The following is a 26,318-nucleotide window of genomic DNA, read 5'->3' on the forward strand; positions in this document are numbered from 1 at the left end:
GCGGAATTAGTCCATACCAACGGGTACGGAAATCGTTGTCTGCACGCCGACAAGCTGCACTTTGACACAGCGAACCCTCAGGTAACAAGAGAACGCTTTCAATCCCCTTCGCCTGCCCGCGTTTTGTGAGAGACAAAGTGTCAACAGGGAGCAGGGGCAATGCAATTCGGAATGGGCACGGCTCCCGCTATTCCGCTGGAATATGCGACCCGAGAGCGAGCAGAAGGACTGGGCGGCGACACTCGCACCCCCGTCCGCCCCGGCGCTCCGCCGTCTGCTTCGATTGCACCGAACGACCGACCGAACGAAACCGACAATCACCTTCCAAGGACGAACCCTGAGCTCGACATTCGCGACCGCCCTTTCCGCTCTTCTGCTCGTAGCGGTACTGGCCGGCGCCGTGATCCGGCCGTTCGGTCTGCCGGAGGCCACCGTGGCCGTCCCGGCCGCCGGACTGGTGATGGCCACCGGCGCCATCTCCCTCGACCACGCGCGGGCCGAGGCCGAACTGCTCGGCCCGGTGGTGGGTTTTCTCGCCGCGGTGCTCGTGCTCGCCAAACTCTGCGACGACGAAGGACTCTTCCGGGCCTGCGGCGCCTGGCTGGCCCGTACGTCGAAGGGGCGTCCGCAACGCCTGCTGGCCGCCAACTTCCTGCTCGCGTCCGTCATCACGGCCGTACTGAGCCTGGACGCCACGGTCGTCCTGCTCACCCCGGTGGTGTTCGCCACCGTGGCCCGCCTCGGCGCCCGGCCGGGACCCCACGTGTACGCGTGCGCCCATCTGTCGAACACGGCGTCGCTGCTGCTGCCCGTCTCGAACCTCACCAACCTGCTCGCGTTCACGGCCAGCGGGCTGAGTTTCACCCGGTTCGCCCTGCTGATGGGTCCCGCGTGGGCCGTCGCCATCGCCGCCGAGTACCTGGTCTTCCGGCGCTTCTTCGCCGACGACCTGACCGAACCGAACGACCTGCACGGAGGCTCACCGGCAGCGGCCGAGGCCGACCCCGTCGAGATGCCCGTGTTCGCGCTGGCCACGGTCGCCTGCACCCTCGCGGGCTTCGTCGTGACGTCCGCGGTCGGGATCGAGCCGGCCTGGGCGGCCTTCGCGGGAGCCCTCGTCCTGGCGGTCCGGGCGCTGGCCCGCGGGCGCACCACACCGCTCGCCGTCGTGCGGGCCACCTCGCTGCCCTTCCTCGCCTTCGTCCTGGCCCTGGGCATCGTGGTGCGCGCCGTGGTGGACAACGGCCTCTCGGACGCGCTCGGCCACCTGGTCCCCGACTCGTCGGGCCTGCTCGCGCTGTTCGGCATCGCGGTCCTCGCCGCCGCGCTGGCGAACCTCATCAACAACCTGCCCGCGGTCCTGGTCCTGCTGCCCCTGGCCGCGACGGCCGGCCCCGGACCGATCCTCGCCGTCCTGCTCGGGGTGAACATCGGCCCGAACCTCACCTACGCCGGTTCGCTGGCGACCCTGCTGTGGCGGCGGATCGTCCACCAGCACGAGCACAGCGTGGATCTCGGTGAGTTCACCCGCCTCGGGCTGCTCACCGTGCCCGCCACGCTGGTCCCGGCCGTGGGGGCGCTCTGGCTCTCACTGCGTGTGTTCGGGGCCTGAGTTCACATGTTCGGGACCGGAGTCACGCGTACGGGCGAGGTCCCGCAAAGGGCATTGACGCTGTGACATGGCCATGCAATGCTCCGTTTTGGGAGCGCTCCCACCCTTCTGTCGTCCGCGCCGGACGCCCTCCATGGACCCCATTCCAGGCACCGGGAGACGCTCCATGCCCATGTTCCCTCACGTGCACCGCCGCCGCCCCGCGCATCGTCGGACCGCAAGCGCCGGAAGACGCAGGACGGCCGGGCTGCTGACAGCTGTCCTCCTGACCGGCGGCCTCGCCCTCGCGCCGGGCGCGGCCGGGGCGCAGTCCGCCGCCGATCCCGCCGCGGCCACCACGCCGGTGCGGGTCAACCAGGCGGGCTACCTGCCGGACGGCCCCAAGCGCGCCACCGTGGTCACCGCGGCCTCCGAGCCGCTGAACTGGCAGTTGCGCAGCGCGTCGGGCGCCACAGCCGCTTCCGGCCGGACCGTCGTACACGGCACGGACGCGGCCTCGGGCGAGGCGACCCACGTGGCGGACTTCTCCGCGTTCCGCAAGACGGGAGCGGGCTTCGTCCTGGTGGTCGACGGATGGAGCAGCGCGCCCTTCGACATCCGCGCGAACCTCTACGACGGTCTGCGCAGCGACGCGCTGGCCTTCTTCTACCACCAGCGCAGCGGCACGCCGATCGAGGCCTCCCTGGTGGGCCCCTCGTACGCACGGCCCGCCGGGCATCTCGGGGTCGCTCCCAACCAGGGCGACACGAACGTCCCGTGCCAGGCGGGGGTGTGCGACTACACCCAGGACGTACGGGGCGGCTGGTACGACGCGGGTGACCACGGCAAGTACGTCGTCAACGGCGGGATCTCCGTCTGGCTGCTCGTCGACTCCTTCGCGCGCGCCGAGCGGGCGGGCACCGCGTCCGCGCTCGGCGACTCGACCCTGCGGATCCCCGAGCGCGGCAACGGCGTCCCGGACGTCCTGGACGAGGCCCGCTGGGAGCTCGACTTCCTGATGCGGATGCAGGTTCCGGACGGCAAGCCCTACGCCGGCACGGCCTTCCATAAAATTCACGACGCGGCCTGGACGGGTATCCCGACGCGGCCCGAACTGGACCCCCAGCCCCGCGAGTTGCACCGCCCGTCCACCGCGGCCACGCTCAATCTCGCCGCGACGGCCGCACAGTGCGCGCGGGTGTTCAGGCCTTACGACTCCCCGTACGCGAAGCGGTGTCTGAGCGTGGCGCGCACGGCGTGGACCGCGGCGAAGGCCAACCCCGCGCTGTACGCGCCGGATTCGGACAGCACCGGCGGCGGCCCCTACAACGACACCCAGGTCACCGACGACTTCTACTGGGCGGCGGCCGAGCTGTACGCGGCGACCGGAGAACGCGCCTACCGGGACGCGGTCACCTCCTCGCCCTGGCACACCTCGGCGGACGCCCTCACCCCGACCGGCTTCAACTGGGCCGACACCGCGGCGCTGGGCCGGCTGACCCTGGCGACCGTGCCGAACGGGCTGCCCGCCTCCGACATCCGGCGGGTACGGGCGTCCGTGACCGCCGCCGCCGACGGGCACCTCGCCACGATGGCCGGGCAGGGCTACGCGGTGCCCATCCCCGCGAACGGGTACGTCTGGGGCTCCAACAGCCAGGTCACCAACAACGCGATCGTCGTGGCCACCGCCTATGCGCTGACCGGTCAACAGCGTTATCGGGCAGGGGTGTTGGAGTCGATGGACTACCTGCTGGGCCGTAACACCCTGGATCTCTCCTACGTCACGGGTTACGGCGACACGTACTCCAGGAACCAGCACCACCGGTTCTGGGCGCACCAGTACGACGCCTCCCTGCCGAACCCGCCGGCGGGCTCCCTCGCGGGCGGTCCCAACAGCGGTCTGCAGGACCCGGTGGCCCAGGAGCACCTGGCCGGATGCTCGCCCGCGGCCTGCTACATCGACGACATCGGCTCGTACTCCACCAACGAGGTGACCATCAACTGGAACGCCCCGTTGGCGTGGCTGGCGGCCTTCGCCGCCGAACGCCGGTGAGCTGCCCGCGGGCCCGTCCGGTCAGGAACGCAGCAAGTCCGCTGCGCCCAGGTCGAGTACGCCGTCGTGCCAGGTCAGCCCGCGCAGATCGCGTACGACGACCTGGGCGCCGGTGTCCAGGCCGCGCGGCCCGACGCCGATGACGTACGCACCGGCCGCCTTCCCCGCCTCGGCACCCGCGGCGGCGTCCTCCAGGACGACGGTCCGCGCCGGGTCCGCACCCAGGCGTGCCGCCGCCGCGAGATAGCCGTCGGGGGCGGGCTTGCCGTTCGTGACGTCGTCCGCGGTGACGAGCACGGGCGGCAGGGGAAGGCCCGCCGCGGCGAGACGGGCGCGGGCGAGCGCGGTGACCCCGGAGGTCACGACGGCCCAGTTGCCGTCCGGCAGGCTCGTCAGGAGGTCGAGGGCGCCGGGCAGCGCGGTCGTGGTGTCCGCCGCCTCGATCTCCAGACGGTCGATCTCGGCGAGGGCGGCCGGCCGCTCCCCCGGGTCGGTCACCAGGAGGGCGACGGTGTCCGCGGAACGCCGTCCGTGCACCATCGCCGTGACCTGCTCGGCGGACAGTCCGCGGGCCCGCGCCCATCGGCTCCACGCCTGGTCGACACCGAGGTCGGAGTCGACCAGCACACCGTCGTTGTCGAGGAGGAGGCCCTCACAGGGGATCTTCATGTACGGGGTCCGGGCCTTTCAGACGACGGGACGGTTGCGGTAGCGGCCGACGAGTTCACGGGCGGCGGCCTGCATACGGGCGGGCGGCAGCCCCTGGGCGAGCAGGGTCAGATCGTCGACGACCATGTCGCCGATGCTCAGGAAGGCGTCCGGGATGCCGCCCGCGCGATGGGCGGAGAGGACCAGGCCCTCCAGTGAGCGGGCGGGTTCGTCGGCCGGGACGGGTTCGTCGGGCCAGACGTCGATCCCCGCGAGGAGGCGGCCCGCGGCGACCCGGGCGAGCAGCGCGGGGAAGTCCACGACGGGCGCGCGGCTGACGAGGACGAGCCGGGCGCCGTCGGGCAGCAGTGCCAGTTCGCGCTCGCCGAGCAGATGGCGGCTGTCGTCGGTGACCGTGGCGAGCACGAAGACGAACGTGCTGCGGGCCAGGGTCTCGTCGAGTGTGGCCGGCACCAGGCCCTGTTCGCGCAGGACGGCGGGCGGCAGCCAGGGGTCGTACACGCGCAGGGTCGGGCGGAAGGGCGCGAGGAGCGGGTGGAGGCCGCGGCCGAGGTTCCCGAATCCGATGAGGCCGACGTCCGCGCCGCGCAGCAGTACGGAGTCGGCGGTGCTCTCGGACACGTACCGCTCCCGTCCGGCGCGGAAGGCACGGTCCTCGCGGCTGATGCCGCGTGCCAGGTCGAGGGCGAGTCCGAGGGCGTACTCGGCGACGGCCTGGGCGTAGGCGGGTCCGCAGCCCAGGACGTGGATGCCGCGGCGGAAGCACACGTCGTAGTCGACGTTCGGGAAGAAGTTGCCCTCGACGTTGAGCAGGGCTCTCAACTCGCCCGCGCGCTCCAGGCGTTCGGCGGGCAGGCCGGGCTGGCCGACGACGGCGAAGGCGTCCGGCAGCGCCCGGTCGAAGGCGTCCTCGGTGTCGGGCTCGACGACGGTGAAGCGGTCGTGGAGGCGGGTCAGCGCGTCCGGCCTGAAGATGCGTTCCCTGGGGTGCGGGTCGGGGCGCAGGATCACGAGCGGTTTGTGCGGGGTGCTCACGGGTCTCCTTGCATCCGTCACGGTTCTCCTGCCCTCCGTATCTCCGGCCTCCGTATCTCCTGGCCTCCGTACGCACGGTGATTGGCCGCCGTCGGTGCGGCAGCACGGCCGGTCGCTACCCGCGCTCAGGCCCCGGGAACCTCCCGCAGCGCGTCGGGCAGTACGTCGCGCAGCTGGGCGCGGGCCGTGACGCCCAGCTTGGGGAAGATCCGGTAGAGGTGGAAGCCGACCGTACGGGGCGACAGGAAGATGCGTTCGCCTATCTCCCGGTTGGTCAGGCCCGCCGCGGCGAGGCGGGCGATCTGCAGTTGCTGCGGGGTGAGTTCGGACAGGTCCGTCTGCCGGCCGGGGGCGGAGGTGGCGTTGACGCCCGCCGCCCGCAGTTCCGCGAGGGCGCGTTCCGTCCACGGCCGGGCCCCGAGGTTCTCGAAGACCTCCAGGGCGGCGGAGAGCAGGGGTCGTGCCTCGGTGGCGCGCCGGCGGCGGCGCAGCCATTCCGCGTAGTCGAGCCGGGTCTGGGCGCGCTCGAAGGGCCACCGGTCGCCCGTCGGACGGGCGAGCGCCCGCTGGAAGTGCCGTTCGGAGTCGTCCGGTTCGGCCAGCAGGGCGTGGGCCCGGTCCACCAGGGCGGCGAGGCGCGGGGACACCTCGCTCTCGGCATGCCGCCGTCCGGCCGCGTCGAGGACCGCCCGCGCCTCCTCGGCCCGCCCGGTGCGCACGGCGACGGCCGCGAGGTCCGCGAGGTGGTAGTCGGAGGCGTGGAAGTGCAGGGGTTCGCCGTCCTGGGTGAAGACGGCACGAAAACGGTCGTACGCCGCCGCGTGGTCGCCCTCCGCCTGCGCCGCCGCGCCCAGCGCGTAGTGGGCCCGGACCTGCAGGCTGCGGCAGGCGGGCAGGTCCACGCCGTGGACGGCACGGTGGACCGCGGTGCGTGCCGCGTCGGAGTCGCCGCGCAGGGCGAGCAGGGTGGCGCCGAGGAGGGGCGCGCCCGCGACCACGTTCTCCAGGCCGCCTTCGGCCGCCGTGCGGTACGCCTCGTCGAGGGAGGCGCGGGCCGCCGTCCACGCGCCGCTCTCGTACTGGGCGAGCGCGAGGGCCTGCGCCACGGTCGCGTTGGCTCCGCCGGTCGGTGAGCGACGAAGGTGCTCCAGGGCACCGCTCAGGAGTTGGACGGCCTCGCCGGTCTCATCGAGCACCCAGGCCGCCGCGCCCCAGGTGATCAGCTGGGAGAGGGGCCGGTCGCGTACGGGACCGCTCCCCTCGTCGGCCGCCGGACCGTCCCGGCCGGCACTGTCCCGGCCGGCACTGTCCCGGCCGGTGCCGTTTCGGTCGGTGCCGTTTCGGTCGGCGTGGAGCAGCGCGAGGGCCCGGGCCCGGTGGCGCAGCGGGTCCGTGCCCGCCAGGATCCACAGGCGGTCGGTGTCGTCCTCCTGCGCGGGGACGCGCTCGGCGATGCGCAGGATCTTCTCGCGGTGTGCGGGTTCGCCGGAGTTGTACGCCGGTGTGGTGGCCGTCGCCAGGGCGTCCAGGGCGAGGACGGGGTTCTCGTCGGTCGCGGCGTCCGCGAGGGGCAGCAGATAGCCGAGCGAGCCCTCGAACTGGGTGGTGACCGCGAGCGCCCAGCCCGCACGGAGCGAGGCCTCGGCGAGCACGGCGGGGTCCTCGGTGAGCGCGGTGACCCGGGCGGTGATCTCGGCGACCCAGCGGGGGTGTCCGGCGTACATCGCCATGGTCGCGGCGCGGACCAGGCGGCGGGCCCGGTCGGCGGGGTCGGGGCTGAGCTGGGCCGCGCGTTCCAGGGCGGTGGCGGCGGCAGCGTATCCGCCACGGCGCCGGGAGCGGCCCGCGCCGTCCTCCAGTTCCTCGGCGACCCCCTCGTCCACGCCCTCGACGGCGGCGGCGCGGTGCCAAGCGCGGCGGTCCGGGTCGCCGGTGAAGACCTCGGCGAGGGACAGATGGGCCGCGTGCCGCTGTGCGTAGGTCGCCGACTGGTAGACGGCCGAGCGGATCAGCGGGTGCCGGAAGCGGAGGTGGCCGCCGTCGATGCGGATCAGTCCGGCGTGCTCGGCGGGGTGCCAGTCGGCGGGGGTCGTGTCGGGGGCCGCGGCCGAGAGGATGAGGGGCAGCTCGGCGGTCTCCGCGGCGGCGGCCAGCAGGAGCAGCTGCCGGGTGGCGGGCGGCAGGGCGGGCAGGTCCTGGGCGAAGATCGCCTCCAGGCGGTCGGTGAGGGGCAGCGAGTCCCGGGCGGCGCACGGGTCGCCGGCCACGGCCCTGGCCAGCTCGACCAGCGCCAGGGGCACCCCGGCGGCCTCGTCGAGGATGCGGGAGCGGGCCCGGCCCGCCGGGGCCTCCGGCTGGAGGTCGAGCAGGCGTCCGGCGTCCGCGGGGTCCAGCGGGTCGACGCACAGCAGCGGGAACTCACGGGCGAACTGCGCGGGTACGGAGGTGTCGCGGGCCGCCACCAGCATCGCGACGGGCTCGCCCTCCAGGCGCCGGGCCACGAACGCCAGGGTGTCGAGCGTGCCCACGTCCAGCCAGTGGGCGTCGTCCACCACCAGCAGCACCGGGCCGCGCGCCGCGAGATCGGAGAGGAGCGTGAGCGCGCCGAGGGAGGTCAGCAGCGGATTCCGGGCGCTGTCCGGTTCCGCGTCCCCGTCCAGTCCGAACACGCCGAGCAGGGCTGTTCGTTGGCGTGCGGGAAGCTCTTGAGCGAGGTCCAGGACCGGGCGCAGCAGCTGGTGGAGTCCGGCGAAGGGCAGCCCGGCCTCGACCTCACAGCCCGTGCAGCGCAGCACCCGTACGCCGGCCGCGCGGGCGGTCCGGCAGGCCTCGTCCAGGAGGACGCTCTTGCCCGAGCCGAGGGCGCCGGTGACCACGAGCACACCGGTTCCGGGGAGTTCCGTCGTCGGGTCCGCCGAGGACAGCCCCTTCACCAGCCCGGTCAGCAGGGTCAGTTCGCGGTCCCTGCCGACGATCCGGGCGCCGTCGTCCGTCCCCGCCGCGTGGTTCACGCGTCTCCTTCCGCTGATTCCCGGTGACTGGTCCACCGGCCCTCGGTGCGTGACCTTCGCCACTTCGGAGGAAATGCCCGATCGTCACACCATATGCACGATTATCGCTCACGAGACATTCCCGATCGCACCGGGTGCCCCGTGACGCACAGGAAGGGCCGCGACCTCACAGGGAAGGTCCCGTCGGGCCGGCCGTCCGTGCGGCGAACTCCAGGACCGCGTCGGCCACCGCGCGCGGATTCTGCAGCAGCATGGCGTGGGTGGCGTCGATCTCCGCGACCATCACGTCGTCGCGCTGCTCGGCCAACTCAGCGAGGTCGCGGGCCAGCCCCGCCGCACGGGCCGCCATCAGCTCGTCGAACCCGAACCCGAAACCGTCGCCGGGCAAGCCGCCGGCTTCGGGGCAGGCGAGGCACGGGCCCGCCGCGCACCCCCACCCACCCGCAGCCGACATCCGACCCAATCCCCCGCCCACCCCAGGGGCGCGGGGAACTGCGCGCCCAGCCCCCACCGGCCCGCACCCGACAAGGCTGCCGAGGACGCCGAGGACCGCGGGCGGCCGCAGGCGATCGCAGGCCACGGCCCGCACGCCACAGTCGGCACCGAGCCGGCGCCGATCGCCCCCACGAAGCCGCCGCCAGGCAACAGCCCAAACCCCGCGAACTTGACGCACAACCCCCCGCACGCTTTGATCCAGACGTGCCGAGGCCCACATCCCGGCACCCAGAGGTGCGCCCAGCCGGTGGACAAGCTCCGCAGTCCGGCCACAGTCGCCAGGACCGTCACGGAGTCCGAGGCGGGGTCGTACTCGCGAACGATGGAGCGGACATGCCCGCCAAGCGTGGCCCCCGCACGGGATTTCTCAGGGCCGCCGCCGCCCTGGTGACCCTCGCGGCCCTGGCCTCCTGCACGCCGGACGGGGACGGCAAGGACCCCGCCGACACCACAGCCGGCCAAGGCAGCCCTGACAGCACCGCCGGCGCGGACAGCACGAAGTCCAGCTCCGGGGCCGTCCGGCTACCCCCCGTACCCGACGGTTTCGACTACCAGATCGGCGGCGCCTACACCCCGCCGTCCGGCGTCCGGATCGTCGCCCGCGACCGCGGCGCCGACCCCGCACGCGGTCTCTACAACATCTGTTACGTGAACGCCTTCCAGGCCCAGCCCGACGAACGGGACGACTGGCCCGACGACCTGCTGCTGCGGGACAAGAAGGGCAAGGTCGTCATCGACGCCGACTGGGACGAGGCGCTGCTCGACATCGGCACACCCGCCAAGCGCAAGCGGGTCGCGGCCCGGGTCGACAAGTGGATCGACGGCTGCGCGGACAAGGGCTTCGATGCGGTCGAGCCGGACAACTACGACAGCTACACCCGCTCCCACGGACTGCTGAACGCGGACGACGCGGTGTCCTTCATCAAGCTGCTCTCGCAACGCGCGCACACGCGGGGCCTGGCCATCGCCCAGAAGAACACCGTGGAACTGGCGGACCGACGCTCCCGTGCCGGGCTCGACTTCGCCGTGGTGGAGGAGTGCGGCGCGTACGACGAATGCGGTGAGTACGCGGACGCCTTCGACGACAAGGTCGTTGTCGTGGAGTACACCGACAAGGGCTTCAAGAAGGCCCTCTCGGGCTTCGGCGACCGGCTGAGCATCGTGCGCCGGGACCTGCAGGTGTCGACGCCCGACAGCGACGACTACGTCCGCGAGACCGGCTGACCCGCTGATCTGCTGACCCGCTGGCCCATAGCCCGGCCCCGCTGACCGCAGCCCAGCACCCACTGCTCCCCGCGGGTCAGCGCTCCAGCAGATCCAGTGCCTGCTCCCAGCGGAACCCGCGCTGCTCCGGTCCGCCGAAGGCCTGCTCCCCGAACCGGACCCCCATCCCGCGCAGCCTCTTGAGGCTGTCCCGATAGGCGGGGTGGGCGGTCAACGCCTCGCTCACACAGGGCAGTACGGAGATCGGCACGCCCATCCCGTACGCCTCACAGAGTGTGCCCAGGGCGAGCGTGTCGGAGACGCCGGCCGCCCACTTGTTGACGGTGTTGAAGGTGGCGGGCGCCACGGCGACGGCGTCCGGGTCCGGGAACGGACGCGGATCACCGGGCGAACGCCAGGCGGACCTCACCGGTCGGCCCGTCTGCGTCTCGACCGCCGCGACGTCGAAGAAACCCGTCGCCACCGGGGTCGCGATGACACCGACCTCCCAGTCCCGCTCCCGCGCCAGGGCGATCAACTCACCGATGCCGTCGGCGACTCCGGCGGCGCAGACGACGACATACAGGAAGGGCTTACGGGCCTTTTCAGTCACCCGGAAACCCTACTGAACCGGGAACGAGTCCCTTCGTCCCCCTCGCCCGCCTCGTTCCCCTTCTCCCCCTTCTCCCCCTTCTCCCCCTGGTCCCCCGCGCTCCGAGTCCGGCCGCGGGCCGAGGATCCGGCGCTCCTTCTCCTCGATCGGCACGTCGTTGATGCTGGCCTCGCGCCGCGTCATCAGGCCGTGCTCGTCGAACTCCCACAGCTCGTTGCCGTACGAACGCCACCACTGGCCGTCGGCGTCACGGCACTCGTACTGGAAGCGGACGGCGATGCGGTTGCCGTCGAAGGCCCAGAGGTCCTTGCGCAGGGCGTACTCCTCCTCGCGCCGCCACTTCGCGGTGAGCAGTTCCACGATCCCGGCGCGCCCGGTGACGAAGGTGTCGCGGTTGCGCCAGACCGAGTCCTGCGAGTAGGCGAGTGAGACCTTCAGCGGATCGCGTGTGTTCCAGGCGTCCTCCGCCGCCTGGACCTTTCGCTCGGCGGTCTCCCGGGTGAAGGGCGGCAGGGGCGGGCGGTCGGCGTCGGTCATGCGGATCCTCTCGGGGTGGGCTTACCGGTGAGTCGGCGAGGCTTGAGAACGTGCGTTCTCCCGGGTGGCTGCTAACGTAGAGAACGGTGGTTCTCGCGTCAAGACACGAAGTCAGGACCTCCAGGGGCCCCAAGACTTCCAAGACTTCCAAGACCAAGGAGTGAGCCGGTACATGGAGATCGCGGTCGCCAGGGAACAGGCCCTGGACGCGGCGGAGACCCTGTTCTACGGGCGCGGCATACAGTCCGTCGGCATGGACGACATCCGCGGCGCCTCCGGGGTCTCGCTCAAACGGCTCTACCAGCTGTTCCCCGCCAAGGAGCAGCTGGTGGTGGCCTACCTGGAGCGGCGCGACCTCCGCTGGCGGCAGCGGCTCGCCGAGCATGTGGACGGTCACGCGGACGCACGGCGGCGCGTCCTCGCGGTCTTCGACTGGCTGGGCCGGTGGTTCCGCGAGCCCGACTTCCGCGGCTGCGCCTGGATCAACTCGTACGGGGAGCTGGGTGCCGTGTCGGAGCCGGTGGCCGCGCAGGTCCGCGCCCACAAACGGGCCTTCAAGGAGTACCTGGGCCGCCTGGTGGACGACGCCGGGCTGCCCGCGGAACTGGCCGGTCACCTGTATCTGCTGGCGGAGGGCGCCATGGTCACCGCCGCCGTCGAACAGAGCGCGGAGCCCGCCACCCGAGCCGCCCGGGCGGCCCGCACGCTGGTCGACTCGTACGGCTCAGCCGACTCGAACGGCGTGCCGGTCGGCCATTGACTGACGCCCCGCCGGGTTGCAGACTCCAATTGAAGATTCAACGGACGATTGTTCACCAGGCGAACGCGGGCGTTCCGTCGCGGAGCGCGCCGCGCGCGTCGCCCGACGGGAAGAGCCGCGCATGACCCTCCATCGTGACCTGCTGATCGGCGGCAAGGACCAGCCCGCGGTCTCCGGCCGTACCGCCGAGGACGTCAATCCCTACAGCTCGCAGCTGTACGCCACGGTCGCCGCGGCGGGCGTCGAGGACGTCACCCGGGCCGTGGACGCCGCCGACGCCGCGTTCGAGGGGTGGGCCGCGCTCGGTCCGGCGCAGCGGCGCAAGATCTTCCTCACCGCGGCCGACCTCCTGGAGGCCCGCACCGAGGACGCCGTACGGATCATGGCGGGCGAGGTGGGCGGCACCCGGCCCTGGGCCATGTTCAACGTCGGTCTCGCCGCGAACATCCTCCGCGAGGCCGCCGCCGCGGTGACCGCGCCGCGCGGAGAGGTCCTGAGCGCTCAGGAGGAGGGCGCGCTGGGTCTCGCGGTCCGTGAACCCGTCGGTGTCGTGGCCGCCTTCTCGCCGTGGAACGCCCCGGTCATCCTGGGGGTACGGGCCGTCGCCGCGCCGCTCGCCGCGGGCAACACCGTGGTGATGAAGCCCAGCGAGGACGCGCCGATCGCCTGCGGTCTGTTCATCGCGGACATCCTGCGCGAGGCGGGCCTGCCCGACGGCGTCCTGAACGTGATCACGAACGCCCCCGAGGACGCGGCAGCCGTCGCCGAGGCCTTGGTCGCCGACGAGCGCGTACGGGCCGTCAACTTCACCGGCTCCACGGGGGTCGGCCGGATCATCGGTGTGCACGCGGCCCGGCATCTGAAGCCCGCGGTCCTCGAACTCGGCGGCAAGAACTCGGTGATCGTGCTGGACGACGCCGACGTCGACTACGCGGTCGACGCGGCCGTCTTCTCCGTCTTCATGAACTCCGGTCAGATCTGCATGTCCGCCGACCGGATCCTCGTGCACGAGAGCTTGGCCGAGGAGTTCACGGCCAAGTTCACCGCGAAGACCGAGTCGCTCGCGTCCGGCGACCCGGCCGATCCGCACACCGTCGTCGGCCCGCTCGTCACCCTGGACGCCGCCCGCCGGGTCGCGGCGCTCGTGGAGGACGCCGTCGCCAAGGGCGCGACCGTCCTCACCGGGGGCGCCGCGCCCGAGGGAGCCGTGCATCCGGCGACCGTCCTGACCGATCTTCCCGAGGAGGCCGAGCTGTACCGCGGAGAGGCCTTCGGCCCGCTCGCCGTGATCAGCGCCTTCGCCACGGACGACGAGGCGATCTCCTTCGCCAACTCCACGGAGCACGGGCTGACCTGCGGGATCATCACCGAGAACGGCACCCATGGGCTCAGGGTCGCCCGCCGGATCCGTACCGGCATCGTGCATGTCAACGACCAGTCGGTCGCCGACGAACCGAACGCTCCCTTCGGCGGATTCAAGGGCAGCGGGTACGGGCGCTTCGGCGGGCGCTGGGGCATCGAGGCGTTCAGCAACACCCGCTGGGTGACCCTGGCCACGCAGCAGGCGCACTTCCCGTTCTAGTGCCGCGACAGGCCCCGGTGATGACTCGTACGGCGGTACTCGGGCAGGTGTGAGGGTGAAACGTCTCGTGCGGGATGAAAAGAACGAGGCGAACGTGTTGAATTCCGAGTCGGCAGGAGCCGGCGGGAGCCGGCACGAACCTGCACGAGTCGCACATGACGACGATCGATGGGATGGATGACATGCCTCTTGAGGGTGAGTACGAGCCCAGTCCCACCCAGTGGGTGCGCGATCAGGTGGAGCTGTACGAGCGCTCCGGCGGTACCGAGGGAACGACCCTGCGCGAGACGGGACGTCCCGTGATCGTGCTGACCACCCGGGGCGCGAAGAGCGGGAAGATCCGCAAGACGCCGCTGATGCGGGTCGAGCACGAGGGCCGCTACGCCGCCGTCGCCTCGCTGGGCGGCGCGCCCAAGCACCCCGTCTGGTACCACAACGTGGTCGGCGACCCCCAGGTGGAACTCCAGGACGGCCCCACGCGCCAGGACATGACCGCGCGGGAGGTGACCGGCGAGGAGAAGGCCCAGTGGTGGGAGCGGGCGGTCGCCGCGTTCCCGGACTACGCCGACTACCAGAAGAAGACCGACCGCGAGATCCCGGTCTTCGTCCTGGAGCCGACCACCGGCGACTGAGCCGTTCGAAGAAGGTGTGCATGACGTCGTGAGCGTCGGGCACCCGACGTTCAGGTCCCGCCGCGCTCCCCCGTCGCGGCGGGGCCGTTCTCATGTCCGGCCGCGCGGCGCGCCAGGCGGGCGTCGGTCACGTCGAGGAAGATCTGGTCGACCTGCGGGACCAGATTGCGGACGGACTCCTTGATGCGCACGGCGACGAGTTCGACCTCCTCGCTGTCCAGGCCGGGCGTCAGGTCGACGCGGGCGGCCACCAGGGTCGAGTCGGGGCCGAGCTGCATGGTCAGCAGGGACTCCACGGAGTCGATCTCGGGCTGCGCCTCCAGCAGGGCACGGATGCGGCCGCTCGACTCCTCGTCGGTGGCCTGCCCGATCAGTTGGTCGCGCGCGTCACGGCCCAGCCGGTACGCCACGTAGACCAGGAGGCCCCCGATGGCGATGGAGGCCGACGCCTCGTAGACGACCTGCCCGGTGACCATGTGCAGGGCCATGCCGGCGATCGCGAAGAGCACGCCCAGTACGGCGGTGCCGTCCTCGGCGATGACGGTGCGCAGTGCCGGGTCACGGATCTCGGCGGAGAGTCCGCCCTGCTGGCGCACCTGGTGGAGCGCCCGCAGCAGGGACCCTCCCTCGGCGAGGAGGGCCACGACGAGGACCACGAGCCCCGCCACATAGCCGCTGTGGGACTCGGACCCCTCGCTGCCCAGGGCTTCGAAGCCCTGGAAGAAGGAGAAGCAGCCGCCCATCAGGAAAATGCCCACGGCGGCCAGCAGTGACCAGAAGAAGCGTTCCTTTCCGTAGCCGAAGGGGTGACGGTGGTCGGCGGGCCGCCGGCTGCGGCGCAGGGCGGCCAGCAGGAAGACCTCGTTCAGGCTGTCGGCCACCGAGTGCGCGGCCTCCGACAGCAGGGCGGGCGATCCGGCGAACAGGCCGCCCACGGCCTTGGCCACGGCGATCACGAGGTTGGCGGCCAGCGCCACCAGCACGGTGACACGGGTGCGGCGGTCCGAAGGGGAGGAAGGCTTACGGTTCACCTCCGCCGAATGCCCCACTCACCCTCCCTCACACGAGGTGACGGCGGTTTTCGGGGAACCCGTACATAGGCGGACGTACGAAAGGAAGACACCGGATGAGCGGCACCGATGACAACGGCGAGGGCAACAGCGCGTACGGGAAGAAGTCCTTCAAGCGGTCGAAGAGCCACTTCTCGGACCGTGTGACGGCCGACGGACGCGACGGCTGGCCGGTCGAAGCCGGGCGCTACCGGCTGGTCGTCAGCCGGGCCTGCCCCTGGGCGAGCCGCGCGGTGATCTCGCGACGGCTGCTGGGGCTTGAGGACGCCCTGCCGATGGCGGTCACCGACCCGGTCCAGGACGACCGCAGCTGGCGGTTCACGCTGGATCCGGGCGGCCGTGACCCGGTACTGGGCATCCGCTACCTCGCCGAGGCCTACGAGGCCCGTGAGCCGGGCGCTCCGGGTGGTGTCAGTGTGCCCGCCGTGGTGGACGTGGACAGCGGGCGCCTGGTGACCAACGACTACCAGCAGCTCACGCTGGACCTCGCCACCGAGTGGCGGGACCTGCACCGCGAAGGGGCGCCCGACCTCTATCCGCAGGGACTCCGCGACGAGATCGACGAGGTCATGGAGGAGGTGTACGAGGACGTCAACAACGGGGTGTACCGGGCCGGGTTCGCGACCGGCCAGGAGGAGTACGACGCGGCCTACGAGGGTGTGTTCCGACGGCTGGAGCTGCTGTCGGGGCGGCTCGCGGGGCAGCGGTATCTGGTCGGGGACACGATCACCGAGGCGGACATCCGGCTCTTCACGACCCTGGTCCGCTTCGACGCGGTCTATCACGGCCACTTCAAGTGCAACCGCCGCAAGCTGACGGAGGATCCGGTGCTGTGGGCGTACGCCCGCGATCTCTATCAGACGCCCGGGTTCGGGGACACCGTCGACTTCGATCACATCAAGCGGCACTACTACCAGGTCCACGAGGGCATCAACCCGACCCGGATCGTGCCGCTCGGCCCCGACCTGTCCGGCTGGCTGACCTCGCACGGCCGCGAGGAGCTGGGCGGGCGTCCGTTCGGGGACGGGAGCCCGCCGGGTCCCGTGCGCGAGGGCGAGGAGGTACCGGCGGCGGGCCGGCCCTGACGGGAGCGGGGCCGCGTATTCGCCGCTGAACTGGACACTCGCCTGATGTCCTGGAAAACAGCTATCGAAGGAGAGCCAGGTGCCGAAGAAGAAGAGCCTGCCCGTCGTCTACAAGCCCGTCGGATTCCTGCTCGGCTGGACGAGCGGAACCCTGGCCGGGCTGGCGTTCCAGAAGGTCTGGAAGGTGATCCGCCACGAGGACGACGCGCCCGACGCGCTGGACAAGGACCGCGGCTGGGGCGAGGTGCTGCTCGCGGCGGCCGTCCAGGGCGCGATCTTCGCGGTCGTCCGCAGCGCGGCGGACCGCACCGGCGCGAAGGCCATCGAGCGCTCCACCGGAGTGTGGCCCGGCGACGACAAGGGGGGCCGCGACTGACGCTCCGTACCGTCCAGTACGGTGGCCTTCCTACAGGTGGCCGACAGTCAGGGAGCCAGTCGTGACGAACCAGGCAGCGGTGGGCGACACCGTCGAGGACTTCACTCTCCCCGATGAGACGGGCACGCCCCGGCAGCTCTCGGAGCTGCTGGGCGAAGGTCCTGTCGTGCTCTTCTTCTATCCGGCCGCGCTCTCCTCGGGCTGCACCACCGAGGCCTGCCACTTCCGCGATCTGGCCGCGGAGTTCACGGCTGCCGGGGCGCGGCCGGTGGGGATCAGCGGTGACACGGTCGAGCGCCAGCGGGAGTTCACCGAGAAGCACACCCTCGGGTATCCGCTGCTGTCCGACCCGGACGGTACGGTCCGCGAGCGGTTCGGGGTGAAGCGGGGGTTCTCGCTGGCGCCCACCAAGCGGGTCACCTTCGTCATCGCCGAGGACCGGACGATCCTCGAAGTGGTGCGCAGCGAACTCCGGATGAGCGCGCACGCGGACCGCGCCCTGGCGGCCCTGCGCGCGCACCGCGCCTGAACAGTGTGTCCATCCCCGGCTTGTTGCGGTTCTCCGGCTTTTCCGAATCCCTGGGGAGCGGTTCAGCCCTGCTTGGGCGCGGTCGCCGACACCGTGCGCAGGGTGAACGAGTGGCCCGAGGGATCGGCGTAACCGCGCTCCTCGTACGGGCCGCCCGCGTCCTTCGTCTCCAGCGGGCGCCCGCCGAGCCCGATGACCTTGCGCTCGGCCGCGTCCAGGTCCTCGACGTAGAAGTCCAGGTGGGCCTGGAGGGAGTTCTCGGGGCGCGGCCAGCTGGGCGGGGTCGCGTTCACATCCCGCCGGAACGCCATCCGCATGCCGTCGGCGCCCTGGATCTCCACCCGGTTCGCCGTCGCGTCGGTCTCCTCGCCGTCGAGGAACTCCTTGTAGAACGCGGCGAGTTTCTCGGGCTCCGAGCAGTCCAGAACCACGATGCCTGCCACTACCAGTGCCATATCTCCTCCGAAGACGGGCCGAGCGCGAACGGCCGTCCGCCCACTGCTCGTTGACCGGGTACCCCGTCGCGTGGCAAACAGCCCGCGCGACCGGCCGAGTGCGGCCCGGAGGGGGCAACCGCACACATTCAGCCGCGGAGGCCGACAAATCGCCGAGGTCACGGGGCGATGTAACGCAGGTCACGATGAAGTCACCGAGGTCGCGGCATAGATCATTTACGATCAGGGCAACCTCGTAGCGTAAATCGAGTCAACTTTCGCCTCAGGAAGCGCAGTTCGAGTCAGTGGGCGTCACTTTCGCACGCCCGCGCGCAGGGGTGGGGGCCCTGTGAATTCGTCTCAAGGAAGGACGCGAATGCCGCAGGACGTCAGGTTCGACCTCCCCTTCGCCACCCCGGTCAGCGCACATCTCGACTACGCCCAGGCCCGCCACCTGCGCTGGGTGTGGGACAAGGGCCTGGTACGCAGCAACGCCGGCTTCGCGGAGTACCGGTCCTGGGACCTGCCCCAGGCCGCCGCCCGGACCTATCCCCACGCCTCCGCCGACGACATGGTCGTCCTGATGAACTGGTTCTCGCTGGCCTTCCTCTTCGACGACCAGTTCGACTCGGGCAGGCCCGACCGTGCAGACCGCATAGCGGAGGTGGCGCGTGAACTCATCGTCACCCCCCTGCGGCCCGCGGGCATCACCCCCCGGGTGGTCTGCCCCATCACGATGGCCTGGGCCGAGGTCTGGGCCCATCTTTCGGATGGCATGTCTCTGACATGGCGTACGCGGTTCGCGGCCTCCTGGGGCCGTTTCCTCGTGGCGCACACCGAGGAGGTCGACCTCGCCTCCCGCGGCCTGGCCGGCACGCTCGACCTCCAGGAGTACGCGGCGTTCCGTCGCCGTACGGTGGGCATCCACCACAGCATCGACGCCGGGGAGCGCAGCCGCGGCTTCGAGGTGCCCCCCGAGGCGGAGGCCCATCCGCTGATGGAGAGGATGCGGGACCTCGCCGCCGACACCATCGGCTTCATGAACGACATCCACTCCTTCGAGCGCGAGAAACGCCGGGGGGACGGGCACAACCTGATAGCCGTCCTGCACCGGGAGCGCCGGTGCGGCTGGCAGGAGGCCGCCGACGAGGCGTTCCGGATGACCACGGACCGCCTCGCCGAGTACCTCGAACTGGAGTCGCAGGTCCCGCAGATGTGCGACGAACTCGGCCTGAACGAGGAGGAGCGCGGCAGGGTCCGGATGGGCGTCGAGGCGATCCAGCACTGGATCAACGGCAACTACGAATGGGCGCTGACCTCGGGCCGCTACGCCGCCGACAAGGAAACCCCCGCGTCCAAGGCGGAACTGGCGGGCAAGGGCTCCCTGGACGACCTCCTGGCAGTCTGACGCCTGGCAGTCTGACAACGATTTCCCGGCCCTCTTCAGCAGCCCGCCTGCTGAAGAGGGGCCGCCTTCGGGGGCGCGGGACTGTGACACATGCGGCTCCGCCGCGGGTGCGCGACCAGCCCCCACGCCCCCGCAGCCGACACACAACCCGAACAGGCCGAAGGCCCGCCCCCGGCGAACGGGAACGGGCCAAGGGCCTACGGGCCTACGGGCCTACGAGGCGAACTGAACCGGCAACCGGTCCAACCGTGCCTCCCACGTGGACGCGGTAGCCGTGAGCTCCTCCGGAGTCACAGCGAGCCGCAAGCCCGGCAACCGGTGCAGCAGAACATCGACGGCGGTCTCGATGATCGCCTGCCCGATGTTCTGCCCAGGGCATTCGTGCGGCCCCCCGCTGAACGCCAGATGCGACTGGTTGCCGTGCACGGAGACACCCACGTCGGGCCGGATCTCCGGATCGATGTTCCCGGCGGTCAGGCCGAGCACCAGCAGATCACCCTCCTGGAGCCGGTGCCCGCCGAGTTCCATGTCCGCGGTCGCGAACCGCCCCGGCAGGACGGCAAGCGGCGGGGTGTTCCACATGACCTCCTCCACGACGGCGGAGATGTTCAGCTGCCCGCTGACCAGCCCGGAGAGCCGCCCCGCGTCGGTGAGGACCAGTTGCAGCACCCGGGCCAGCAGGTTGCTGGTGGTGGTGTGCGCGGTGATCAGCACCAGCCGCAGATGGTTGACGATCTCGTCCTCGTCGAGGTCGGCGTGGTGTTCCAGCAGCCCGGTGGTGAAGTCGGAGCCGGGCTCCACCCGCTTGCGCTCGGTGAGTTCGCCAAGGATCTGCATGATGCGGTCGTTGTGGGCGAGCGCTTCCGCGCCACCCTTGATGACCTGCGCGGACGACTCGGCGAGCCGCCGTCCCTCGCTCTCCGCGAGCCCGAACACCCTGGTCAGTACGAGCATCGGCAGGTACTCGGCGTACTCGGACACCAGGTCGGCGCTGCCCGTCTCGGCGAACGCGTCGATCTGCTTGTTGGCGAAGTGCGTCACGTGCCGGCGGATGCCGCGGCCCGAGACGGCCTGCAGATTGTCGGTGACCGCGCTGCGCAGCCTGCGGTGCGGCTCGCCGTCCTGCGAGACACAGTCGGGCCGCCAGCCCACCATCTGCATCAGCGGTGAGGTGCTCTCGACGCGGCCCTCCTTCCAGTCCCGCCAGATCCGCGAGTCCCGGCTGAACTGGCGGGGGTTGTCGAGCACCCGCCGGTTCTCCCGGTAGCCGAGCACCAGCCAGGCGGGCACGTCACCCTCCAGCAGGACCGGCGCAACGGGCCCGTGCTCCTTGCGCAGCCGCCCGTAGATGCCGATCGGGTCGACGGCGGCCTCGGGCCCGTAGAGCCGGGTGGGGTCCGCTCCCCCGCCGTGCGCGACCGGGCAGCCGCGCGGGGCGTCGGGGCCGTCGTTTAAGGGCTGGTCGGTCATCGGGACTCCAGTGCGACGGCGGAGCGTTCCTTGAGGTGCCGGATCAGCGCGATGAGCACATCACGGCTGGAGGCCCGGTCGCGGGCGTCGCAGGCCACCACCGGGATGTCCGGGGAGATGTCGAGGGCGTCCCGGATCTCCTCGACCGGGTGGTCCTTGGAGTCCGGGAACACGTTCAGGGCGATCACGAACGGGACGTTCTGCCGCTCCATCTCCTCGATGGCCCGGAAGCTGGAGGCCAGCCTGCGGGTGTCGACCAGGACCACGGCCCCGAGCGCGCCTTTGAAGAGGCCGTTCCACAGGAACCAGAACCGTTCCTGCCCGGGGGTGCCGAACAGGTAGAGCATCAGCTGGTCGTTGATGCCGATCTTGCCGAAGTCCAGGCTGACCGTGGTCTCCTGCTTGTCCGCCACCCCGATCAGGTTGTCGACGTCGGCGCTGGCCTGTGTCAGCGTCTCCTCGGTGGTGAGCGGCTTGATGTCGCTGACGGACCGGACCATGGTGGTCTTTCCGGTGCCGAATCCGCCGGCGATCATCACCTTCACCGAGCGGGCACCGGCCGCGCCGTCGGCCGGGTTGCGGTCGGGATGGTCAAAGCCTTTGAAGTCCACTGAGTACCTCCTCAAGGAGCGCGAGGTCGGGCCCGCGACCGGCGCCTGACGCCGGGATGGGATCACGGGCTTCAACGCGGCCTGCGTCCAGCAGATCGGCCAAGAGCACCGCGAGAATGTTGAAGGGCAGTCCGAGGTGGGCGCCGAGTTCGGCCACCGACAACGGATCACGGCAGCGCCGGAGGATCTCCTCGTGTTCGTGCTGCAGGCCGGGACCGGCCGCCGCACGGGAGGTGATGAGGGTCGCCACGTCAAGGCTCGACGACGAACCGCCCGGTCCGCTGCGACCGCCCGTGAGGACGTAGTAGCGCTCAAGACCGGACGGGTCCGTGGGTCGACGGGGACCACTCATCCAGAGTGCTCCTCCAGACGCGGAGTGGTGCCGAGGAGCTCACCCATCCTGCGGGCCAGGTCCCTCATCTGGTGGCCGAGGAGGCCCTGGTCGAGTCCTTCCCTGGCCAGCACGCCGAGGTAGGTCTCCACACCCGCGCGCACCACGAAGAGGTGGCCACCGTCGACCTCGATCATCGCGAGGCGCAGTTGCCCGGCGTACTTGGGGAACTGCTCGGCCACCGGCTGGGCCAGCGCCTGCAGTCCCGCCACCACGGCGGCGAAGCGGTCCACGTCGTCGGGGTCGTCGGCACCGTAGGAGGTGATGGCCTTGCCGTCGCTGGAGGCCACAAGGGCGAAGCGGATCTCCTGGATGCTCTCGACCAGATCGCGGAGCGCCCAGCTCACGTCGGTTCCCTGTTGCGTCATGAGGACTAGTCGCTCTCTTCCGTGCGGTGCTCTGTGGACTCAACGCCGGAGGTCGGCTCACGGTCGGCGATCGGCTCACGCCCCGCCGTGGCGAAGGCGGCCAGGCCGGTGAAGGACGCGTCCGGCGGTACCGCGTGCGAGGCGGTGGCGACGGAGTCGTCCTCCCGTACGGCCGCCTTGGGCCGCTCGGACTCGGCTCGCCTGCGGCGCCTGGGCAGACCGCCGGGCGTGGTGTCCCCGGTCTCCTCCGGCTCCGCGGCCTGGGCCGGGTCGCTCTCGACGGCCTCGGTGTCCGGCGCGGCCGTCACCTGGGCGGCCGGGGCCGGTGCGGTGACGACGGCGGGCAGCTGGCTGAAGTACTTGTGAGGTACCACGATGACCACCGACGTACCGAGCCAGGGCGAGTCCGCGAAGGTGACCCTGATGCCGTACCGGCGGGCCAGCACTCCCACCACCCGCAGACCGAGGTGCGCGTCCTCGGACACGCCGCCGATACCGGGACCGGGGGCCACGCCTTCGAGCGCCTGGAGAGCCTCCTGCTTCTTCTCCTCGCTCAGGCCCTTGCCGGAGTCCTGGATCTCGACGCCGACGCCGTTCGGGACCTCCTTGCCCGAGACGATCACGGGCTCGGTGGGCGGCGAGTAGCGCGCCGCGTTGTCCAGCAGATGGGCGAAGATCAGCGTGAGGTGGTCCACCAGACCGCCGTCGACGCCGAGTTCGGGCAGGTACTGCACCTGAACCCGGTCGAAGTCCCTGATCCGGCCGATGCCGCCGCGCACCACACTGAGCAGCCGCTGCGGCTCCTGCCACTGACGGCCGGGCCGGTCGGTGCCGCCGAGTACGCCGATGCTCGCGGCCAGGGAGTCGGCGGGGCCGAGCTCCTGGTCCAGCTCCATCAGTCCCTGGGCGACGGACGGCAGCCTGCCGTGCTCGCCCTGCATCTCGTGCAGCCGGCCGCGCAGCTTGCTGGTCAGTACGTGGATACGGCTGCCGATGCTGATGACGGCCTGCTCGGCGGAGGTGGAGCGGTCGAGTTCCTGCTCCACACCCATGAGCGCGGTTCTGAGCGCCTTGCGCAGCGCGGTCTGCAGTTCGGCTCCGACCTCGGCACCCTGGCCGGCCGTGGGCAGCAGGTCGTCGATGGAGTCACCGGCCCTGAGCCGCTCCAGCGCGTCGGGCAGCAGGCCGTCGGCGAGCTGGGCGACCGCGGCGAGCTGCCGGTCCAGCTGTTCCTGCCAGGCCCGGTTCTGCTCGGCGATCCGCGTCTCGTAGACCGTGGCCTGTTCGGCGAGCTGCGTGTCGTGGGCGGCGCGATCGGCGGCGTGTTTGCGTTCGAGGCCGGCCACGTGCTGCTGCCACTGCTGGGAGTGCTCGGCCTGCGCGTTTCTGAACTCACCCGCGCTGCTGCGCAGTTGACGCTGGGAGCGGATCAGGAGCCGTACGGTGACGGCGCTCGCGGCCGTGACGACGACGCCGGAGACGATCGCGGGTATTCGGACCTGGTCGGAGCCGACGACCGCGGCGACGACGGTGCCGGCCCCTAAGGCCAGTGGCAGCAGCCACCAGCTGTACCAGGGGACCGGTGCCCGCGCCGCCGGTGGCGGAGTGGCAAGTTCCATCTGCATCCTTCAAAGCAACACGATCGAACAGGGGGAAACTCGGGGGGCTGCACTCGTCACGAGGTGGTCGACCCCGTGACAGGCATGCGTGGACAGCGAGTGACAACCGATTGTTCTCGCGTCAACTCGCCGCACCTCAGGGAACCTTATCGGGTTTGATCTCCAACGGATCACCGTGGCCGACCCCTCGCCGTGAAGGTTTCGTTACGCTCCCACCAGGCCCTTTGAGTCGATAAATCCCTTGACCCACCACCATGATCCAACGTGGGCGGGTTAAATAGGTGCATACGCCACGGGTTACTGGCCGGGATCCGCCCTTCTCATGGCCGAGGCCCCGCCGTGAGCGACGGGGCCTGGACGCATCCGAGCTATTACCGCGGGTTACTACGATTTGATCACGCCGGGCGGGCGACCAGATCCCTGCGCACCGGATCGGTGACACCGAGGCCGGGCGCCGGGGCCAGCGAGAGGACACCGACCTTGCCCAGGTGGGTGTTGCTCTGGACCAGCCTGGCCGCCTCCGCCGTGTCGGTGAGGGCGTAGGTCTCGGTGAGCGCGGGGGCCAGATGGCCGAGGTCGAGGAGACGGTGCACGGCGGCCTGCTCATGGAGGTTGGAGCCATGGCTGCCGATGACCCGCTTGAGGCGCATCCACAGGTATCGGTTGTCGAACTCGTGCTGGTATCCCGTGCTGGAGCCACAGGTGACCACCGCGCCACCACGGCGTACGACGAAGACGGAGACACCGAAGGTGGCCCGGCCCACGTGCTCGAAGACGATGTGCGGGTCCTCCCCCGTCGCGGCCCGGATCAGCTTGCCGAGGCGCTTGCCTACGACGGAGGGGTCAGCGGGTGCCTCACTGCCGCTGAGTCCGATCTCCTCCCGGTTGATGACCACATGGCACCCGAGGCGGCGGACGTACTCCGCCTTGCGCTCGCTGCTCACCACGCCCACGGCGATCCCGCCGCCGTTGCGGACCAGCTGGACCGCGTACGCGCCTAGCCCGCCGGCCGCTCCCCAGATCAGGACCACGTCGCCCTGGGTCATCCGGGCCCCCCGGTCGCTGACGAGCATGCGGTACGCCGTGCCCGCGCACAGCGGGTTCGAGGCGGCCTCCTCCCAGGTCAAGTGGCCCGGTTTGGGCAGGAGTTGACTGGCCCGGGCGACGGCGTAGTGGGCCAGGCCGCCGTAGTTGGTCTCGAAACCCCAGGCCAGCATGCCGTTGCCGAGCATGCCGTCGGCGTGGGTGGCCGGGTCCTCCTCGTCGACGTAGACCGGGCTCACCACGACCTGGTCGCCGACCCGCCATCTGCGGACGCCCGAACCGGCGCGGACGACCACGCCTGACGCGTCCGAGCCGATCACGTGGAACGGCTGGTCGTGCCGGGCCGCCCACCGGTCCTGGCGGCCGAAGTGCTTGAGGAAGGAGAAGGTCGGGATGGGCTCGAACATCGCCGACCAGACGGTGTTGTAGTTGATGCCGCTCGCCATGACGGCCACCAGCACCTCGTTCGGGGCGAGTTCGGGCATCGGTACGTCACCGAGGTGGATCGACTTGCGGACGTCCTTGTCGGCGACCCCGGCGAAACTGTCCACGTCCTCCGCGCGCAGATGGGCGGCGGTGAAGCGGCCGGGGGTGGGGAGGTGTGCCAGTTCCGTGCGGTCGGCTCCCGCGACTACGGCCTGTGCCAGCGCGTCCATGGTGGTTCCTCCTTGGGTGGGGGTCGGCCCGGGTCCGCTCGGGCCGGGGTCAGCTCAGGCCGAGGCCTTTCGCGAGCGTCGGCCAGGACGCCTTGAACTCCTGCCGCCAGTTCGGCCAGGCGTGCGCTCCCCCGCTGTAGAAGTGCACCTGGGCCGCGATGCCCAGGGCGTCCAGCTGCGCGGTGAAACGGTGGGCCTGAGCCCAGAGCGTGCCTTCCAGCAGGGCGCCTTCGAGATTGCCGAAGTCGCCGCCCGGCAGGCCGCTGCCCTGCGAGATGTACAGTCCGGTGCCCTGGAGGGCACGTGCCTGCGCGTGGGGGTTGTGCCGGTTCCAGTTCTCCCGGCTGAACAGGTAGCTGCCCCAGAGGGTCAGCGGGAGCAGTTGCTCCCGGGCGACGATGGCGTTGAGCACGGTCGGCATACCGAGGGCCGTGGTGTCGAGGATCCCGCTGTACGAGGCCGCCGCGCCGAAGGTGCCGGGGTGCCGCGCGGCGAAGGCCAGGGCGCCGTAGCCGCCGGTGGACACACCGGCGACGGCGCGCTTCGTCCCCGCCCGGAACCTCTGCTGCAGCACACCCATCAACTCCTCGACCTGGAAGGTCTCGTAGTCGGGTGCGTCGGCGCTTCCGTAGTTCCACCAGTCGGTGGGGATGCCGGTGGGTCCTGACGAGGGCATCACGGTGAGGACGTCCTGCCCGGCGAGGAAGTCGACCGCGTCCGTCTCCCTGGTCCAGGACGTGTAGTCGTCGTGGGCGCCCTGGAGGAGATAGAGGACGGGCCAGGTGCGGTCGGGGTGCGCGGCGTAACCGGTCGGCAGGACGACGCGTACGGGCAGGGAGGCGCCGACGGCCGGGGAGGCGATCGTGAGGTCGACGGTCCGGGCGTCGAGCCACGTCTCACCGACGACGGTGGCACTCGCGGCGGCCTCCGCGACGGGTGCGGCGGCTTCGACGGGTGCGGCGGGTGCGGCGACGCCCGGCGGGGCGGTGAGTACGACGCCCGTGCCGAGCAGGGCCGTCGTCACCGCGAGAGCGGCACATCTGCGCTTACGAGTCATGGGGCAAGTCCCTTCAGGA

Annotated in this window: 25 protein-coding genes; 10 read left to right on the forward strand and 15 right to left on the reverse strand. The window is 71.1% G+C overall.

Features of this window, described 5'->3' with window-relative positions; translation table 11 throughout:
* The first annotated feature begins 337 nt into the window (after window positions 1–337).
* Window positions 338–1,612 (forward strand): arsenic transporter, encoded by a 1,275-nt coding sequence (locus ACH4DZ_RS04155; protein ID WP_398285473.1) that lies wholly within the window; start codon window positions 338–340, stop codon window positions 1,610–1,612.
* A gap of 166 nt (window positions 1,613–1,778) precedes the next feature.
* Window positions 1,779–3,644 (forward strand): glycoside hydrolase family 9 protein, encoded by a 1,866-nt coding sequence (locus tag ACH4DZ_RS04160; RefSeq protein WP_398285344.1) that lies wholly within the window; start codon window positions 1,779–1,781, stop codon window positions 3,642–3,644.
* 21 nt (window positions 3,645–3,665) lie between these two features.
* Here the strand turns inward: ACH4DZ_RS04160 and ACH4DZ_RS04165 are convergent, their stop codons facing one another.
* From ACH4DZ_RS04165 to ACH4DZ_RS04180, 4 genes are all read right to left on the reverse strand, one after another.
* Complete coding sequence (locus ACH4DZ_RS04165; RefSeq protein ID WP_398285345.1) at window positions 3,666–4,313, reverse strand: HAD-IA family hydrolase; 648 nt, start codon at window positions 4,311–4,313, stop codon at window positions 3,666–3,668.
* An 18-nt stretch (window positions 4,314–4,331) separates the two neighbouring features.
* On the reverse strand, window positions 4,332–5,348 hold the full coding sequence (locus ACH4DZ_RS04170) for an NAD(P)-dependent oxidoreductase (protein ID WP_398285346.1): 1,017 nt from the start codon (window positions 5,346–5,348) through the stop codon (window positions 4,332–4,334).
* A gap of 125 nt (window positions 5,349–5,473) precedes the next feature.
* Window positions 5,474–8,359 carry an AAA family ATPase gene (locus ACH4DZ_RS04175; RefSeq protein ID WP_398285347.1) on the reverse strand — a complete coding sequence of 962 codons (2,886 nt, stop codon included), beginning with the start codon at window positions 8,357–8,359 and terminating at the stop codon, window positions 5,474–5,476.
* Between the two features lie 166 nt (window positions 8,360–8,525).
* Window positions 8,526–8,747, reverse strand: a complete 222-nt coding sequence (locus tag ACH4DZ_RS04180; protein WP_398285348.1) for a hypothetical protein — start codon at window positions 8,745–8,747, stop codon at window positions 8,526–8,528.
* Between the two features lie 440 nt (window positions 8,748–9,187).
* Between ACH4DZ_RS04180 and ACH4DZ_RS04185 the strand changes: the two genes are divergently transcribed.
* On the forward strand, window positions 9,188–10,078 hold the full coding sequence (locus ACH4DZ_RS04185) for an endo alpha-1,4 polygalactosaminidase (protein ID WP_398285349.1): 891 nt from the start codon (window positions 9,188–9,190) through the stop codon (window positions 10,076–10,078).
* A 76-nt stretch (window positions 10,079–10,154) separates the two neighbouring features.
* On the opposite strand, the gene ACH4DZ_RS04190 is transcribed toward ACH4DZ_RS04185, so the two are convergent.
* Window positions 10,155–10,670 (reverse strand): flavoprotein, encoded by a 516-nt coding sequence (locus ACH4DZ_RS04190; protein ID WP_398285350.1) that lies wholly within the window; start codon window positions 10,668–10,670, stop codon window positions 10,155–10,157.
* A gap of 9 nt (window positions 10,671–10,679) precedes the next feature.
* Window positions 10,680–11,207 carry a DUF1348 family protein gene (locus tag ACH4DZ_RS04195; protein ID WP_398285351.1) on the reverse strand — a complete coding sequence of 176 codons (528 nt, stop codon included), beginning with the start codon at window positions 11,205–11,207 and terminating at the stop codon, window positions 10,680–10,682.
* A gap of 172 nt (window positions 11,208–11,379) precedes the next feature.
* Between ACH4DZ_RS04195 and ACH4DZ_RS04200 the strand changes: the two genes are divergently transcribed.
* From ACH4DZ_RS04200 to ACH4DZ_RS04210, 3 genes are all read left to right on the forward strand, one after another.
* Window positions 11,380–11,967 (forward strand): TetR/AcrR family transcriptional regulator, encoded by a 588-nt coding sequence (locus ACH4DZ_RS04200; protein ID WP_398285352.1) that lies wholly within the window; start codon window positions 11,380–11,382, stop codon window positions 11,965–11,967.
* A gap of 121 nt (window positions 11,968–12,088) precedes the next feature.
* Window positions 12,089–13,549: an aldehyde dehydrogenase family protein gene (locus tag ACH4DZ_RS04205; protein ID WP_398285353.1), complete on the forward strand. Its 1,461-nt coding sequence runs from the start codon at window positions 12,089–12,091 to the stop codon at window positions 13,547–13,549.
* Between the two features lie 182 nt (window positions 13,550–13,731).
* Entirely contained in the window at window positions 13,732–14,181 is a 450-nt protein-coding gene (locus tag ACH4DZ_RS04210; protein WP_398285474.1) for a nitroreductase family deazaflavin-dependent oxidoreductase, read from the forward strand.
* Window positions 14,182–14,231: 50 nt separating this feature from the next.
* On the opposite strand, the gene ACH4DZ_RS04215 is transcribed toward ACH4DZ_RS04210, so the two are convergent.
* Complete coding sequence (locus ACH4DZ_RS04215; RefSeq protein ID WP_398285354.1) at window positions 14,232–15,212, reverse strand: cation diffusion facilitator family transporter; 981 nt, start codon at window positions 15,210–15,212, stop codon at window positions 14,232–14,234.
* 95 nt (window positions 15,213–15,307) lie between these two features.
* Here ACH4DZ_RS04215 and ACH4DZ_RS04220 point away from each other — a divergent pair, with 95 nt between their 5' ends.
* From ACH4DZ_RS04220 to ACH4DZ_RS04230, 3 genes are all read left to right on the forward strand, one after another.
* Window positions 15,308–16,336: a glutathione S-transferase family protein gene (locus ACH4DZ_RS04220; RefSeq protein ID WP_398285355.1), complete on the forward strand. Its 1,029-nt coding sequence runs from the start codon at window positions 15,308–15,310 to the stop codon at window positions 16,334–16,336.
* Between the two features lie 79 nt (window positions 16,337–16,415).
* Window positions 16,416–16,712: a DUF4235 domain-containing protein gene (locus ACH4DZ_RS04225; RefSeq protein WP_398285356.1), complete on the forward strand. Its 297-nt coding sequence runs from the start codon at window positions 16,416–16,418 to the stop codon at window positions 16,710–16,712.
* A gap of 61 nt (window positions 16,713–16,773) precedes the next feature.
* Complete coding sequence (locus ACH4DZ_RS04230; protein WP_398285357.1) at window positions 16,774–17,241, forward strand: peroxiredoxin; 468 nt, start codon at window positions 16,774–16,776, stop codon at window positions 17,239–17,241.
* Between the two features lie 62 nt (window positions 17,242–17,303).
* Here the strand turns inward: ACH4DZ_RS04230 and ACH4DZ_RS04235 are convergent, their stop codons facing one another.
* Window positions 17,304–17,696 carry a VOC family protein gene (locus tag ACH4DZ_RS04235; protein WP_398285358.1) on the reverse strand — a complete coding sequence of 131 codons (393 nt, stop codon included), beginning with the start codon at window positions 17,694–17,696 and terminating at the stop codon, window positions 17,304–17,306.
* Between the two features lie 355 nt (window positions 17,697–18,051).
* On the opposite strand from ACH4DZ_RS04235, the gene ACH4DZ_RS04240 reads away from it, so the two are divergent.
* Window positions 18,052–19,083: a 7-epi-alpha-eudesmol synthase gene (locus tag ACH4DZ_RS04240; protein ID WP_398285359.1), complete on the forward strand. Its 1,032-nt coding sequence runs from the start codon at window positions 18,052–18,054 to the stop codon at window positions 19,081–19,083.
* A 213-nt stretch (window positions 19,084–19,296) separates the two neighbouring features.
* Here the strand turns inward: ACH4DZ_RS04240 and ACH4DZ_RS04245 are convergent, their stop codons facing one another.
* The 7 genes from ACH4DZ_RS04245 to ACH4DZ_RS04275 all read right to left on the reverse strand — a co-directional run bounded on the left by ACH4DZ_RS04245 (window position 19,297) and on the right by ACH4DZ_RS04275 (window position 26,299).
* A complete protein-coding gene (locus ACH4DZ_RS04245) occupies window positions 19,297–20,553 on the reverse strand; it encodes a cytochrome P450 (RefSeq protein ID WP_398285360.1) in 1,257 nt (418 codons plus the stop codon).
* Window positions 20,550–21,164, reverse strand: a complete 615-nt coding sequence (locus tag ACH4DZ_RS04250) for a GTP-binding protein (protein WP_398285361.1) — start codon at window positions 21,162–21,164, stop codon at window positions 20,550–20,552. The genes ACH4DZ_RS04245 and ACH4DZ_RS04250 overlap by 4 nt, the downstream gene beginning before the upstream one ends.
* On the reverse strand, window positions 21,145–21,516 hold the full coding sequence (locus ACH4DZ_RS04255; RefSeq protein ID WP_107022312.1) for a DUF742 domain-containing protein: 372 nt from the start codon (window positions 21,514–21,516) through the stop codon (window positions 21,145–21,147). Before ACH4DZ_RS04255 ends, ACH4DZ_RS04250 begins: the two co-directional genes overlap by 20 nt.
* The gene (locus ACH4DZ_RS04260; protein WP_055611716.1) at window positions 21,513–21,923 is read right to left on the reverse strand and encodes a roadblock/LC7 domain-containing protein; all 411 of its coding nucleotides are present in this window, start codon (window positions 21,921–21,923) and stop codon (window positions 21,513–21,515) included. Before ACH4DZ_RS04260 ends, ACH4DZ_RS04255 begins: the two co-directional genes overlap by 4 nt.
* Before the next feature lie 5 nt (window positions 21,924–21,928).
* The gene (locus ACH4DZ_RS04265; protein ID WP_398285362.1) at window positions 21,929–23,542 is read right to left on the reverse strand and encodes a sensor histidine kinase; all 1,614 of its coding nucleotides are present in this window, start codon (window positions 23,540–23,542) and stop codon (window positions 21,929–21,931) included.
* Window positions 23,543–23,937: 395 nt separating this feature from the next.
* A complete protein-coding gene (gene ccrA, locus ACH4DZ_RS04270) occupies window positions 23,938–25,242 on the reverse strand; it encodes a crotonyl-CoA carboxylase/reductase (RefSeq protein ID WP_398285363.1) in 1,305 nt (434 codons plus the stop codon).
* A gap of 49 nt (window positions 25,243–25,291) precedes the next feature.
* Entirely contained in the window at window positions 25,292–26,299 is a 1,008-nt protein-coding gene (locus ACH4DZ_RS04275; RefSeq protein WP_398285364.1) for an alpha/beta hydrolase, read from the reverse strand.
* Window positions 26,300–26,318: the final 19 nt, after the last annotated feature.

Origin of the sequence: Streptomyces sp. NPDC017991, assembly GCF_044328075.1 — a bacterium.
Taxonomy (GTDB): Bacteria; Actinomycetota; Actinomycetes; order Streptomycetales; family Streptomycetaceae; genus Streptomyces.

What these genes read in the sequence shown, in the direction of transcription:
- ACH4DZ_RS04245 (WP_398285360.1), bottom strand. Translation starts at nt 20,553, where the DNA reads ATGACCGACCAGCCCTTAAACGACGGCCCCGACGCCCCGCGCGGCTGC.
- ACH4DZ_RS04210 (WP_398285474.1), top strand. Translation starts at nt 13,732, where the DNA reads ATGCCTCTTGAGGGTGAGTACGAGCCCAGTCCCACCCAGTGGGTGCGC.
- ACH4DZ_RS04260 (WP_055611716.1), bottom strand. Translation starts at nt 21,923, where the DNA reads ATGACGCAACAGGGAACCGACGTGAGCTGGGCGCTCCGCGATCTGGTC.
- ACH4DZ_RS04195 (WP_398285351.1), bottom strand. Translation starts at nt 11,207, where the DNA reads ATGACCGACGCCGACCGCCCGCCCCTGCCGCCCTTCACCCGGGAGACC.
- ccrA (WP_398285363.1), bottom strand. Translation starts at nt 25,242, where the DNA reads ATGGACGCGCTGGCACAGGCCGTAGTCGCGGGAGCCGACCGCACGGAA.
- ACH4DZ_RS04200 (WP_398285352.1), top strand. Translation starts at nt 11,380, where the DNA reads ATGGAGATCGCGGTCGCCAGGGAACAGGCCCTGGACGCGGCGGAGACC.
- ACH4DZ_RS04160 (WP_398285344.1), top strand. Translation starts at nt 1,779, where the DNA reads ATGCCCATGTTCCCTCACGTGCACCGCCGCCGCCCCGCGCATCGTCGG.
- ACH4DZ_RS04205 (WP_398285353.1), top strand. Translation starts at nt 12,089, where the DNA reads ATGACCCTCCATCGTGACCTGCTGATCGGCGGCAAGGACCAGCCCGCG.
- ACH4DZ_RS04255 (WP_107022312.1), bottom strand. Translation starts at nt 21,516, where the DNA reads ATGAGTGGTCCCCGTCGACCCACGGACCCGTCCGGTCTTGAGCGCTAC.
- ACH4DZ_RS04185 (WP_398285349.1), top strand. Translation starts at nt 9,188, where the DNA reads ATGCCCGCCAAGCGTGGCCCCCGCACGGGATTTCTCAGGGCCGCCGCC.
- ACH4DZ_RS04235 (WP_398285358.1), bottom strand. Translation starts at nt 17,696, where the DNA reads ATGGCACTGGTAGTGGCAGGCATCGTGGTTCTGGACTGCTCGGAGCCC.
- ACH4DZ_RS04265 (WP_398285362.1), bottom strand. Translation starts at nt 23,542, where the DNA reads ATGGAACTTGCCACTCCGCCACCGGCGGCGCGGGCACCGGTCCCCTGG.
- ACH4DZ_RS04220 (WP_398285355.1), top strand. Translation starts at nt 15,308, where the DNA reads ATGAGCGGCACCGATGACAACGGCGAGGGCAACAGCGCGTACGGGAAG.
- ACH4DZ_RS04165 (WP_398285345.1), bottom strand. Translation starts at nt 4,313, where the DNA reads ATGAAGATCCCCTGTGAGGGCCTCCTCCTCGACAACGACGGTGTGCTG.
- ACH4DZ_RS04240 (WP_398285359.1), top strand. Translation starts at nt 18,052, where the DNA reads ATGCCGCAGGACGTCAGGTTCGACCTCCCCTTCGCCACCCCGGTCAGC.
- ACH4DZ_RS04275 (WP_398285364.1), bottom strand. Translation starts at nt 26,299, where the DNA reads ATGACTCGTAAGCGCAGATGTGCCGCTCTCGCGGTGACGACGGCCCTG.